Genomic DNA, 14,209 nt, shown 5'->3' with positions numbered 1-14,209 from the left:
ACCGCCGTGTACCGAACGGTACGCACGGTGGTGTGAGAGGACGGAAAATAAAATAATTATTTTCCTCCTACTCGATTAAGCGTTATAATAATATATATTGTAATATGATTTAAATATAAAAATATTCAATTTTTATTTTAGATAATGAATAAATTAATAAATGGTATATAAAATATAATTTTAATAGAAACTAAAATAATATTAATATATAGCACTGTTTTAAGAAAAAATACATAAATGTATTAATTTTTTGAAATTAGTAACTGAATTTTTTAAAAATTCATATGCTTAATAATTAGTAAACAATATACTTTCTAAAAAATGAAAAAACTATATAAAACTGTCGATTAAAGTAGTATTATAATTATAGAAAATTTATTTTTAGTTGACTAAGACCTAAATAAGGGGTGTAATTTGAGATGACTTTTGATGAGAAATTAACAGTTCTTGCTTTGGGAGTAAGAATGATGATATGGAATAAATATAAAGATAACGAATACAAAATTCATAAAGTGAAGTATGGTCATAATCATAGAAAATATACCTTAATATTAGAAGGACATAAGCCTAAAAAACGTACTTTGATATATTTTATACATGGTGGAGGATGGATGTCTGGAAATCCATTTTCATTTAAAGCTATAGCGAAGTTTTTTGCTAAAAAGGGATATACTGTAGTACTTCCAGCATATAGATTAGCACCTAAATATAAATATCCCTGCCAAATAGAAGACGTATTTTTAGGTTTTCAAGATTTTTTAGAAAAATATTGGCACATGTCAGATTGTGATGATGTTATAGTTATAGGTTTTTCAGCAGGCTCAGAACTTGGAGCAAATTTAGTTTTTAACAAAAAACTTCAAGAAAGATATGAAATAGATCCATCTATATTTAAGGCATTTTTTGCAATAAGTGGTGTGTTAGATTTTTCTAAGTTTACATCTAAAAGAGCTCAAAAATATTTAAATGGATATTTAGGTGGAACTAAATATGAAGGTAAAGTTAATCCATTAAATTTAATTACTGAAAAACCTGAGTTTCCAGTGTTCTGTCTTCATGGGGATTTAGATGAGCTAGTTCCTAAGGAATGTGCATATAATTTTGTGGAGAGAGTACGTGGGTTTGGGGGAAATGCAGATATTACCCTTATAAAAGAAAAATATCATTCTAATATATTAAATTTATGGATTGGACATGGAGAGGAAGATACAAATATATTTTTTGACTTATTAAAAAAATGTGATAATAAAAATTAAAAACCATATGTTAAAGGAGAATATATATGATAAATGTTACTTTATTAGGTTGTGGAGGTGGAATGCCAATGCCCTTTAGAAATTTAGCTTCATTACTAATAAATTATAAAGGAAGAAAAATACTAATAGATTGTGGTGAAGGCACACAGGTATCAATGAGACTTGCTAAATCTGGATTTAAATCCATTGATATTATATGCATAACACATATACATGGAGATCATATAGTAGGATTACCAGGGCTTTTATCCACTATTGGCAATAGTGGTAGAGAAGAAGAGCTTATTATAATAGGACCAGAAGGAATAAAGGATACAATTGAAGGATTAAGTGTTATTTGTCCATATTTGCCTTATGAAATCAAAGTGATAGAGGCACCTAAGAAAAATTTAAAGTTTGAATTAAAAGATAAATTTGAACTTACTAATGATTATTCTGATATAGAAATAAGCATGATAGATTTAGAACATTCATCACCTTGCTTAGGATATGGGTTTTACATAAATAGAAAAAGAAAATTTGATGTGGATAAAGCGGTTAATAATAATGTACCTAAAATACTTTGGAGCAAACTTCAAAAGCACAATAGTTATGAATTTGAAGGAAAATTATATTTTAGTGATATGGTTTTAGGAGATAAAAGAAGGGGTTTGAAATTAAGTTATATAACAGACAGCCGTCCAATAGATTCAATAAAAGAATTTATAAAAGGTAGTGACTTGTTTATTTGTGAAGGTACTTATGGCAGTGATGATGATATAGAAAAAGCTATAAAAAATAAACATATGACTTTTAGAGAAGCAGCATCCTTAGCTAAGGAAGGTGAAGTTAAAAAACTTATATTAACTCATTTTTCACCGTCACTTATAGAACCAGATCAGTATATTGAAAATGGAAAAGAAGTTTTTAAAAATACTATATTAGGATCAGATAGAATGGAAGAAAACTTAACTTTTAAATAATGTTTTTGGAAGTCTATAGAAAAAGTATAGGATTTTATTGACAAGTTTATGTCAAAATGTTATAATAATTTCAAAAGTTGAATAAATTATCTTCAGGGCAAGGTGAAATTCCTTACCGGCGGTAAAGCCCGCGAGCTATTTTAGCATGATTTGGTGAAATTCCAAGGCCGACAGTAAAGTCTGGATGAAAGAAGAGAAAATATTAGAATTGATTAGATTTTATATTTTTTGAATTTCAATGCTCTGAGCCAATGGCTTGGAGCTTTAAATTTTAAATATAATTTAAATAATTTTTGTTTAAAAATAAATTATTTGGAATGCTAATTCTAATTTGTACAATTAATATATGCCCTGGGTGAAATTTGCCTGGGGCATTTCTTATTTATATTTTAAATAAATGAATTGATAAGGAGTGATAAAATGGATGAATTCTTTATGGAAAAGGCAATAAGACTTGCGAAATTTGGAGAAGGAAAAGTAAACCCTAATCCACTTGTTGGAGCTGTAATTGTAAAAGAAAATAGAATAATATCACAAGGCTATCATGAAAAGTTTGGACAACCTCATGCTGAAATTAATGCTATAGAGTCATCAAGAGAAATCCTAAAAGATGCTACTATATATGTGACATTAGAGCCATGTTGTCATTATGGTAAAACTCCACCTTGTGTAGATAAAATTATAGAGAATAAATTTAAAAGAGTGGTTGTGGGAACATTAGATCCTAATCCATTAGTTTCAGGGAAGGGAGTAAAAAAACTTAGAGAAAATGGAATTGAAGTATTAGTGGGGGTTTTAGAAGAAAAATGTAAAGAGATAAATGAAATTTTTAATTATAACATGATAAAAAATAAACCTTTTGTTGCAATAAAATGGGCAATGACCTTAGATGGAAAAATTGCTACTAAAAATTATGATTCAAAATGGATAAGTTCAAAGAAATCAAGAATTTATGCTCATAAATTAAGAAATAGATTTACAGCGGTGATGGTGGGAATAAATACTGTTTTGAAAGACAATCCTATGCTTACATGTAGATTGGATGGTGGTATTAACCCAATAAAAATAATTGTAGATAGTAATTTAAAAATTCCATTAGAGTGTAATTTAGTTAAAACAAAAGAAAGTAAAACTATAATAGCTACTATATGCAAAGATAAAGAAAAAATTTTAAAATTAAAGGAACTTGGAGTGGAAGTTATAGTTACAAAAGAAAATAAAAATAAAGTGGACTTAATTGATTTAACCTTAAATTTATATAAAAGAGGAATTGATAGTATTTTAGTAGAAGGTGGTGGAAACTTAATTTATAGCATATTAGAAGAAAAAATAGCAAATAAAATATATGCTTTTATATGTCCTAAAATTATAGGAGGAAGGGAGAGTGTCACCGCTGTAGAAGGTATTGGAAAGGAGAAAGTGTCAGAATGTTTTGAAATCAAAAAATGGAATATGAGAAAAATTGATAATGATATTTTGATAGAAGTAGAAGTTTGAATATTAAAATAATTCAAAATATTTAGAAAAAGGTGATGTGGTGTTTACAGGAATAGTAGAAGAAATAGGATTGGTTTTATCAATTAAAGATGTTGATAAATCTAAGGTAATTAAAATAAAGTGTAAGAAAGTTATAGAAGATATAGACATAGGGGATAGTATTTGTACAAATGGTGTATGTCTAACTGCAACAAAATTAGGTAAAGATTATTTTATTGCAGATGTTATGATGGAATCTTTAAAGCTTTCTAATATATCTAAATTAAAAGAGGGAGATAGCGTGAATTTAGAAAGAGCATTATCAGTTAATGGTAGACTTAATGGTCATATAGTTAGTGGTCATATAGACGGTATGGGCACAATAATAGGTGCTGAAAACCATGGAAATAGCACTGTAATAAAAGTTGAATGTAGCAATGAATTATTGCAATATATGGTATGTAAAGGGTCAGTTACATTGGATGGGACAAGCTTAACTATTTCAAGTTTAAAAGAAAATTACTTTGAAGTTTCTATAATACCACATACCAAAGATGAAAGTATTATTTTTAAAAAAAATATAGGACAAGCTATAAATATAGAATGTGATATGCTTTTAAAATATATAAAAAGACTTATGGATTTTAGTACATATAAAAGTAATGAAAATAATATAACTTTAAATTTATTAAAAGAAAATGGATTTATATAGGAGGAGATTAAAATGAATACAATTGAAGAGGCAATAGAGGATATAAAAAGAGGAAAAATGGTAATTGTTTTAGATGATGAGGATAGAGAAAATGAAGGTGACTTATTAATGGCGGCAGAAAAAGTTACTGGTGAGAGTATAAATTTTATGGCTACATATGGAAAAGGTCTTATTTGTACACCAATTAATGAAGAAATACTTGAAAATCTTAAAATAGGTCAAATGGTTGAGATAAATACAGATAATCACGAAACAGCATTTACTGTATCAATAGATAGTAATGATGTAACAACAGGAATATCTGCTTTTGAAAGGGCAATAACAATAAAAAAGCTTTTAGATTGTAATTCAAAACCAGAAGATTTTAGAAGACCAGGTCACGTATTTCCACTAAAAGCTAAAAAAGGTGGAGTTTTAAAAAGAGCTGGGCATACAGAAGCTGCTGTAGATTTAGCTACTTTAGCGGGATTTAAACCAGTTGGTGTTATTTGTGAAATAATAAGTGATGATGGAACTATGGCAAAAGGAAAACAATTACTAGAGTTTAGTAAGAAACATGATTTGAAAATGATAACAATAGAAAGTTTAATAGCTTATAGAAAGAAAAGAGAAAAATTAGTAAAATCAGTTGTGGAAACTAAAATGCCAACTAAATATGGAGATTTTAAGGCCATAGGATATGTTAATAAGTTAAATGGTGAGCATCATGTTGCATTAGTTAAAGGTGAGATTAAAAAAGATGAACCAGTATTAGTTAGAGTCCACTCAGAGTGTTTAACAGGTGATGCTTTTGGTTCTAAGAGATGTGATTGTGGAGAGCAATTATCAATGGCTATGGAGAAAATAAATAAAGAAGGTGCTGGAGTTTTATTATATATGAGACAGGAAGGTAGAGGCATAGGTCTTTTAAATAAATTAAAGGCTTATAAACTTCAAGATGAAGGTTTAGACACAGTGGAGGCAAATATTGCATTAGGATTTGAAGCTGATCTTAGGGACTATGGAATAGGGGCACAAATATTAAGTGATTTAGGCATAAAAAAAATAAGACTTATGACTAATAATCCTAAAAAGGTTTCTGGATTAAGTGGACATGATATAGAAATTGTAGAAAGAGTTCCAATAAAGATGAATCATAATGAAGAAAATTATTTTTACTTAAAAACTAAAAAAGAGAAAATGCAACATATTTTATAGAAGGAGTGATAAAAGTGAATATTTTACAAGGTGATTTAATAGGAAAAGGATTAAAATTTGCAATTATAGTTGGGAGATTTAATGAGTTTATAGGTTCTAAATTGCTTTCAGGAGCAGTGGATGGATTAAAAAGACATGGCGTTAAAGAAGAAGATATAGATATTGCATGGGTTCCAGGAGCATTTGAAATACCATTAATAGCTAAAAAACTAGCAAATAATGAAAAATATGATGGAGTGCTATGTTTAGGAGCAGTTATAAAAGGAGCAACACCACATTTTGATTATGTTTGTAGTGAAGTATCAAAAGGGGTTGCTACAGTATCATTAGAAACATCAAAACCAGTAATATTTGGAGTATTAACAACAAATTCTATAGAAGAGGCTATTGAAAGAGCTGGAACCAAAAGTGGAAATAAGGGATTTGATGCTGCAGTAACAGCAATAGAAATGGCAAATCTTATGAAGGTTATATAATTAAATTTTAAAATATAAGGCTATTGCAAAACTAAATTAAGAGATTTGGTTTTCCAATAGCTTTTTTCATTTATTTTGATACAGGATATATAGTGACAGTTATTTATTATATATAATGAATATTTAAATTTATTAATTTTGTAAAAATATTTAAAAATGAACTTAGTATTAAATTTTTTGAATATAAAAATACAAAATGTCAATGATTAAAATAAAGCATAAAAGTTAAGGAGTGTATTGAAATGCCAACTCAACCAAGAAAAAAAGAGAAACATGCAATATATCATATCATGATAAAAAGTGTTAAAGATAGGTTGCTATTTAAATCAGATGTAGATAAGGCAACTTTTATGACTAAATTAAAGGAAAGTCAAATAAAATATCCCTTTAAACTATATGCATATTGCTTAATGGATAATCATGCTCATTTACTTATAGATTCTCAGGAACAAGATATTTCTGTAGTAATGAAAAGTTTAAACTTAAGATATGTTAAATTTTACAATAAAAAGTATGAATTAGATTCACGTTTATGTAAAGGTAGATTTAAAAGTGAAATTATAAATAATGATAGATATCTATTAGCAGTGTCTTTATATATTCATAGAAATGCAAAAGATTTGCCAGGATTTAGAGAATGTCCACAAGAATATTTATTTTCAAGCATGTCTGTTTATTTAGGGGAAGAAGACCTATTTGGAGTTTTAGACATAGATAGAATATTAGAATTCTTAGATAAAAATAAGAGGGAAGCAAGAAAAGAATATGCAAATTTATTTAAATATACTATGGAAAATTACATAGAAGATTTTAAAAAAATGGATTTGAAAATAGAATTTAAAGAAGAAAAATTTATTAATGAAAAAGGTGTATTAAAATCCAATTATACCATAAAAGATGTAATTAACTTTGTAGCAGAAAAAGAAAACATACATTCTAATGAAATATTTATAAAAAATAGAAGTCATAATCAAAATGCTAGAGCAATGGTAACAATACTTGCTACGGCTTTCTGTGGTGAAAAATGTAAGGATATAGCTATAAAGTTTGGAAACTTAAGTGTCAGTAGGATATCGCAATTAGGTAATAGAGCAATAACTTTAATTTTAAAAAATAAACATTATAAAGAGATGTTTGAGAAATTTATAGCTTAGCATTAAAAATTAAATAAAAAAATAATTAAAACTCATAAGGAAATTGTAACTTAAAATTGAAATATAGAAAAATAATAAGTAAATGGACAAGCTTTATAAAACTTATAAAAAATATTAATATATTAATTTTGAAAGTGAATTTTATGAAAGATAAATGTTTAAAAATAAATTTGGTTAATGATTTTAAATCATTTTAAGGTGACAGTTATTAAATATTATACTTTACATAATATTTAATAACTGTCACCTTAAAAAATAACTAAAAAGTAATGAAAAAAATAAATATATGTCACTATATATGTTATAATAAGAGTTAAAATATGGTTTGGAGGTAATTTATGAAGTTTGAAGCATTGGTATTAGATTTTGATGGGACTATTGCAGATACTAGTGAAAGTATAATTTTAACTATGCAAGATACTTTAAAATATTTTAAGAATGAGGATATTGAGGATGAAGATATTAAGAGGTTAATAGGACTTCCTTTATTTGAAATGTTTAAAAGTATTAAAGGGTTTCAAGAGGAAAATATAAAATCAGCAGTGAAAGAGTATAGTATAAGATATAAAAATATATGTAAAAATACTGTTACTATGTTTGAAGGTGTAAAGGAAACTTTGGAAAATTTACATAAAAAAGGTGTAAAACTTACTATAGCAACAAGCAGGGGCAGAGATACGCTACTTTTATTTCTAAAAGAATTAGAAATTGAACATTTATTTTCTTTCGTTGCATGTTGTGATGATGTAACTAAGCATAAGCCTGCTCCAGATGTTGTTAATTTAGTGCTTGAAAAAATTAATGTTAATAAAAATAAGGCACTGGTTATTGGAGATACTATCTATGATGTTGGAATGGGGCAAAATGCGGGTTGTGAAAGTTGTGCTGTAACTTATGGAAATAACACTTTAGAAGAAATTAAGGGTTCTAATCCTGAATATATAATAGATAAGTTTAGTGATTTAATTTCTATTGTTGAAGGTTAATAATTAAGTTTAAAAAGGGTATTGTGTAATACACAGTAGTATGATAATATAAAATTATAAGTACTGTGTACTACATAGTACTTATTTTTAAAAGTAGGTACTGTGCAATACATAGTATGATTTAAAAATATTATGTATAAGTGAAATGGTAGATTACGATTTCATATTTTTTTAATCTACCTACTATGTATTACATAATATATTTGTAGAATAGGAGGTTAAAGTATGAGTACCCAACTAAGAAAGGGTGTGCTTGAAATATGTGTTTTGACTTTAATAAATAGTAAAGATATGTACGGATATGAAATTGTAGAAAACATATCTAAAGTTATGGATGTAAAAGAAAGCACAATTTATCCATTATTGAGGAGATTGACATCAGAAGGTAATTTTGAGACATATATTCAAAAATCAGAAGGCGGACCAGATAGAAAATATTATAAAATAACAGATTACGGAAAAGGTAATCTTAAAGATATGGTTGATGAGTGGGATAGGTTTGTTGAAGATGTAAATTTTATTCTTGAAAGATATCGAAAGGAGAGTATTAAATTTGAATAGAAAAGAATTTTTAGAAATATTAAGAGATTATTTAAGTGACAGTTTTAGCGAAAATGAAGTTTCAGATATAATAAGAGATTATGAAGAGTTTTTCTTAAATGGAGAGTTAGAAGGAAAAAGCGATGAGACCATAATAAGTTCCTTAGGTTCCCCTAAAACTATAGCAAATGATTTAAAAAGAGAAATGAAAAAAAGTGATGTAAATTCTAACCAAAAAAAAGATTATGGAAGAGAAGCTAAAAAAATTTGGGGAAAAACTAAAAGATTAGGAAAAAGAGGTATTGAAAGAAGTAAAGAATTTTTGAATTCTAATGATATTTTAAATGAGAAAATTCCTATATGGGGAGTTAAAGCAATTCTTATAATTTTAACATTGTTTTTGATAATGCCAACAATATTTATCATAACAGGAATAATTTCAGCAACATTAACTCTTATAGGATTTACAATAATGGATATAGGAGGGTATATAATTTCATTTCCTATGATGACTGCTAATATGTATATGGGTTTATTTATATTTTTTATGGCATTAGCAGGTACTGGAGTTATGTTAGCTCTTTGGACAATATATATATATATTGTTAAGTTTTTTAAAGATATAATTTTAAGATATATATCATGGGTTAAAACAAGAAAAATGTATATAAGAGTGAAAGAAAACAACACCTATAATGAAAGTTACAACAATAATACTTTAAGTTTAAGTAAAAATGAAGAGGTTGAACATGAAATAGATGATGAAGATAAGGAGGATAGCTACAATGAATAAAGGAAAAATTGCACTTATAACTGCTGCTATTTTAGTTGGAATAGGAACTATTGGTGCTATAGGAACAGGCGTTGTGGCAGTGCCCCAGTTTGTAGCTGATGTGCAGGATGTAAAAAATAACAATAAGCAAGCTATAGCCAAAGAAATATATTCAACTGAAGATGAAGTCTTGAATCTTGACATAAGCTCTAGTGGGAATGGAAAAGCTTCCGTTGAAATAAATCAAAGTAATGATAATTTAGTTAAAATAAAAACTTATAATTTCCCAATGGAAAAATTAGAGGTAAATCCAAGTTATGATATGGATAGTAAAACTTTAAAAATAAATAGTGAGATAATAGAATCTATGGAAATTCCTGAAGGTGATGGAAATATATTTGAAAGGATGTATAATGGATTTTTATATTCATTATCAGGAAACTACACAGGATCAAAAGTAATTATAGAAGTTCCAAAAGGAGTAAATATTAATTTAAAATCTGATGAAAATATTTCTTTAGAGGTTGAAAAAGCTTCCGTACTTTCTGATTCAATAAATTTTGATAGTTATTATGGTTATTGTTCTTTACCTAAATTTAATAGTTTAAAGCAAATAAAAATAAGAACAAATGGGAGTATAACAATGGATGTGAGAGAATTTATAAATGCTGATAGTGTTGAAATTTTAAGTTCACATGTCGATATTTCTAGTAATGGATTATTTAGTGATTATGAAAAAGTATCCAAACTTCCTAAAAATATAGATTTAAAAGCAAATAGTATTTCCATTGAATCTTATATTCCAATTGCACAAGATATTAAAATTAATGCTAATAATTATTTTAATATATCAATGGATTTGAATGAATATAACGTAAGTGGTAAAATTCAATTGGGAGATTATAATATAGATGAAATAGACGTATTAGAAAATATAGATAAATCTAAATTAAATATTAAGAATAATGTTATAGAAGGTGAATTTTCAAAGGGAGAAAGAGGCAATATTAAATTAAATGTGTTTTCAAATGGAAATGGTGAGTTGAAAAATGAGCAAAAAGAAAGCTTAGAATCTAAATTGATGTTAAATAGATAATTTATAATTCTATAGATTCTTTGACAAAGATAAATTTAAAACCATAATAAGTGTTAAAAATTAATTTATAAATTTAATTTTAGCTTATTTCTAAAGCTATATTAATTTGGAATTTTAGTTCTAATTTAATATAGCTTTTTATAATTTGCATGTTTGTTTTAATTTTATGAAAACAGGATAAAATCTACAATATATGATATAATTTTAAAATAGCTTATTTTTTAGTAAGTTAAAATTAAAATAGTTATTATAGAAATAATAAGGAAATAATAAGTAAATTTTTTATTTTGTGAATCATATTTTTTACAAAGTATATCTTATTGTAATTATTATTTTTTATGTATTATAAAAAAATTGCAAGTGGTGATAAAATGAAAAGTGTTATATTAGCGGAAAAACCTTCAGTTGCTAGAAATATAGCTGAGGCATTAAAGTGTAAAAGTAGGAAAGACGGATATATAGAAGGAGAAAACTATATAATAACTTGGGCCTTTGGTCATTTGCTAACTTTATATGATTGCAAAGATTATGACAAGGCATTAGCATTATGGAGCTTTGAAAATTTTCCATATATACCAGAAGAATTTAAATATAAAGTTAAACCAGATGATAAGAATAGAAGTAAAGAGGATAGCGGTGCAAAAAAACAACTTTCTATAATTAAATCTTTAGTTGAGAGAGAAGATGTAGAAAAAATAATATGTGCAACAGACTATGATAGAGAAGGTGAACTTATAGGGTTATTAATTTTTGATTATATTAAAGCTAAGAAACCTATATATAGAATTCTCATAAATGAATGGACAGAGGATGAAGTTAAAAGAGGTCTATCTAATTTAAAAACTAACGAAGATATGGAAAGTCTTCAAAGCGCTGGTTTGAGTAGACAATTAACTGATTGGGTAATTGGTATAAACTTTACGTCTGTTGCAACAATGAAATATTGTAGGGGTAAAGGTAACCTCTTAAATATAGGAAGAGTATTAATGCCTACATTAAAGATGGTTTATGATCGAGAAATGAAAATAGAAAAGTTTAACTCTGAAAAATTTTACGAACTTTACTGTGAGTTTGAAAATGATAATGGTAGTTATAAAGGAAAGTTTTTTCATAATAAATTAGAAAAGTTTAAAAATAAAGAGATGATGGAAAAATTAAAAAAGGAGATTGAAGGAAAAGAAGGAAAGGTCATAGAGAAAAAAATAGAAATTAAAAAAGAAAATCCAGGACCATTATTTAATTTAACTAACCTTCAAGGATATGTAACTAGTAAGTACAAAGGATATACTGCTGACAAAGTTTTAAAGGTATGTCAGAGCTTATATGAAAAAAAGTATATAACTTATCCTAGAACATCAAGTACTGCATTAGAAGAAAGTCTAAAAGATAAAGCAAAAAAAGTTTTAGACACTTTAAAAAAAGGATTATCTTTTGAAGATGAAATTAAATTTGTAGTTACCAAAAAGGTTTTTAATAATAGTAAAGTTGAAAGCCATAGTGCTATAATACCAACTTACTTAAAACCTAAAGATTTAACAAAAGAAGAAAAGGAAGTATATGAATCTATAAAAAATAGATTTATAGCTCAATTTATGGAAAGTGCTGAATTTGAACATACTGAAATAATAACCTCTGTAAAAGGAGAAAATTATGATAGATTATTTATATCTAAAGGTAAAATTTTACGAAAAGAAGGTTATTTAAAAATTGAGAAATATAATGGAAAAGATGAGTTACTACCTAAAATTGAAAAAGATGAAATTGTACAAATGGTAGATATAAAGGTTGAAGAAAAGAAAACAAAACCACCGGCGCATCATACTGAAAAAACATTACTTAAGGCTATGGAAACCTGTGGTAAAAGTAACAATAATAATAGTGAGGAAAATGAAGATAAGGATACATCCTTGGTTTTAGCTGGATACTCTATAGGAACTGCAGCTACAAGAGCAGAGACTATAAATAAGTTGAAATATGCAGGGTATATAACAACCAAAGGAAAATCTCTTCTTATAACTGAAAAAGGTAAAAAACTTATAGAAACTTTCCCAATAAAAGAGCTTTTAGATACTGATTATACTGGAAGAATGGAGAAGGCTCTTGCAGATATGGAAAAAGGCAAGTTTAATAAGGATACTTTCTTGAATTATATATATAAGTTCACTAAAGAAGGAGTAATAAAAATAAAACGTCATAGAGCTGATCTTATATGTGACACTAGAAAATCAAAATAAAAAATTCATAAATTTCCTTATAAATTGTAGAGTAATTTATGTATATTCAAAGGAGTATATATAAGAAAGAAAGTGACTTTAGTGTAGATAAATTTAGATTTGAAAAAGAAAACAAGACGTGTAAAAAACAAGTTATTTAATTTTATAACTTGTTTTTATTTAAAAAATATATTATAATTTATGCTGTTGCTATCTATTCAAAAAAAGTAACAGTTAAAAATCTTAACTTAATATATAATTTATAAAAAATAATTACAGAAATTTATAAATTAATGAATAGATTAGAATTTTTTATATAAACTAATTTATGGAAAAGATTAATTTGATAAAAAATATTAAATTTAGATTAAAAGGAGTTTTTGATGTGTCGAGAATGATTTTTGTTTCTAAGGGAAAAAAGATAAAAAAGAAAAGAAATAGAAAAATTTTAGCTAGTATAGCTTTAAGCTTACTAACAATAATTTGTATATCGGATTCTAAGAATAATCTTCAAAAAAATACAATAGTAGCTAAAAATGATACTAAAGCTTTGAATTTATCAGAATCTAATAATAAAGAAGGTCTTAAAACTGTAAAATCTAATGATGAAATAAATGTAACCTTAAATGACTTAGAAAAAGATAATTCTAAGATTTCAAGAGGTGGAGATGTAGAGGAAAAATCAATTTCTAAAGAAAAATCTTTAGATGATGTAAATAGTGATATAGTTAGAGGTATTACAGTAAGTTCGCAAAAGGAAATTGTTAAATCAGCTAAGCCACAGATTGAAAATTTAGATTGGTTTAGTAAGGCACAATATGTTTATCCAATAGGTGCCGTTGCGGAAGTTGAAGATGTTTATACTGGTAAAACCTTTAAATTAAAACGTACTTTTGGAACAAACCATGCAGATGTTGAAGCATTAACAAGAGAAGATAGTGAAGTTATAAAAAATGTATGGGGTGGAAATTACTCTTGGGAAAGAAGGCCGGTTATAGTTTCTGTAAGCGGTAAAAGAATAGCAGCATCTATGGCAGCAATGCCTCATGCAGGTAATGATGCTTATCCAGCTCTAGCTGAAGCACCAGATTTATCTGGGGGGTATGGAACTGGTCAGAATCTGGATGTAGTTAAAAATAATGGAATGGATGGTGTATGTGATTTACACTTTTTAAATAGTATGAGACATAGTGATGGATCAATTACAGAAGGCGTAGATGAAGAGCATCAGAGGTGTATATCTATAGCTGCAAGTAAAAAGTAATTAATAAATATACATATTAAGAAAGTGATATGGGTATGCTGTATCACTTTTTTTCATATAAAATTTTAAATTAGTGTCTTTACTGAAGATATTTATGAGATTAAA

At 26.7% G+C, this 14,209-nt stretch carries 13 protein-coding genes and 1 riboswitch; all 13 genes read left to right on the top strand.

All coding sequences use genetic code 11. The features are described from left to right. Positions 1–419: 419 nt before the first annotated feature. Positions 420–1,256 carry an alpha/beta hydrolase gene (locus AZI32_RS02360; protein WP_061994307.1) on the top strand — a complete coding sequence of 279 codons (837 nt, stop codon included), beginning with the start codon at positions 420–422 and terminating at the stop codon, positions 1,254–1,256. 26 nt (positions 1,257–1,282) lie between these two features. Further along, complete coding sequence (locus AZI32_RS02355) at positions 1,283–2,218, top strand: ribonuclease Z (RefSeq protein WP_061994306.1); 936 nt, start codon at positions 1,283–1,285, stop codon at positions 2,216–2,218. A gap of 84 nt (positions 2,219–2,302) precedes the next feature. Beyond that, positions 2,303–2,418, top strand: a riboswitch (FMN riboswitch). Positions 2,419–2,638: 220 nt separating this feature from the next. Next, on the top strand, positions 2,639–3,715 hold the full coding sequence (gene ribD, locus AZI32_RS02350) for a bifunctional diaminohydroxyphosphoribosylaminopyrimidine deaminase/5-amino-6-(5-phosphoribosylamino)uracil reductase RibD (RefSeq protein WP_061994305.1): 1,077 nt from the start codon (positions 2,639–2,641) through the stop codon (positions 3,713–3,715). Between the two features lie 40 nt (positions 3,716–3,755). Beyond that, positions 3,756–4,406, top strand: a complete 651-nt coding sequence (locus tag AZI32_RS02345) for a riboflavin synthase (protein WP_061994304.1) — start codon at positions 3,756–3,758, stop codon at positions 4,404–4,406. 12 nt (positions 4,407–4,418) lie between these two features. Next, on the top strand, positions 4,419–5,603 hold the full coding sequence (locus tag AZI32_RS02340) for a bifunctional 3,4-dihydroxy-2-butanone-4-phosphate synthase/GTP cyclohydrolase II (RefSeq protein WP_061994303.1): 1,185 nt from the start codon (positions 4,419–4,421) through the stop codon (positions 5,601–5,603). Positions 5,604–5,617: 14 nt separating this feature from the next. After that, a complete protein-coding gene (gene ribE, locus AZI32_RS02335; RefSeq protein WP_010296999.1) occupies positions 5,618–6,079 on the top strand; it encodes a 6,7-dimethyl-8-ribityllumazine synthase in 462 nt (153 codons plus the stop codon). Positions 6,080–6,321: 242 nt separating this feature from the next. Beyond that, the gene (locus AZI32_RS02330; RefSeq protein WP_061994302.1) at positions 6,322–7,233 is read left to right on the top strand and encodes a transposase; all 912 of its coding nucleotides are present in this window, start codon (positions 6,322–6,324) and stop codon (positions 7,231–7,233) included. 338 nt (positions 7,234–7,571) lie between these two features. Then, positions 7,572–8,219: an HAD family hydrolase gene (locus AZI32_RS02325; protein WP_061994301.1), complete on the top strand. Its 648-nt coding sequence runs from the start codon at positions 7,572–7,574 to the stop codon at positions 8,217–8,219. A gap of 225 nt (positions 8,220–8,444) precedes the next feature. Continuing rightward, a complete protein-coding gene (locus tag AZI32_RS02320) occupies positions 8,445–8,780 on the top strand; it encodes a PadR family transcriptional regulator (RefSeq protein ID WP_061994300.1) in 336 nt (111 codons plus the stop codon). Continuing rightward, positions 8,773–9,552 (top strand): DUF1700 domain-containing protein, encoded by a 780-nt coding sequence (locus tag AZI32_RS02315; protein WP_061994299.1) that lies wholly within the window; start codon positions 8,773–8,775, stop codon positions 9,550–9,552. The genes AZI32_RS02320 and AZI32_RS02315 overlap by 8 nt, the downstream gene beginning before the upstream one ends. Next, positions 9,545–10,627, top strand: a complete 1,083-nt coding sequence (locus AZI32_RS02310) for a hypothetical protein (RefSeq protein WP_061994298.1) — start codon at positions 9,545–9,547, stop codon at positions 10,625–10,627. Before AZI32_RS02315 ends, AZI32_RS02310 begins: the two co-directional genes overlap by 8 nt. Before the next feature lie 371 nt (positions 10,628–10,998). Then, entirely contained in the window at positions 10,999–12,861 is a 1,863-nt protein-coding gene (locus AZI32_RS02305) for a DNA topoisomerase (protein WP_061994297.1), read from the top strand. Positions 12,862–13,234: 373 nt separating this feature from the next. Further along, complete coding sequence (locus AZI32_RS02300; RefSeq protein WP_061994313.1) at positions 13,235–14,104, top strand: hypothetical protein; 870 nt, start codon at positions 13,235–13,237, stop codon at positions 14,102–14,104. The last annotated feature ends 105 nt before the right edge of the window (positions 14,105–14,209 follow it).

This window comes from Clostridium sp. ATCC 25772, from assembly GCF_001573875.1.
Classification (GTDB): domain Bacteria; phylum Bacillota; class Clostridia; order Clostridiales; family Clostridiaceae; genus Clostridium_J; species Clostridium_J senegalense.
This window is presented reverse-complemented; position numbering and strand designations above follow the sequence as displayed.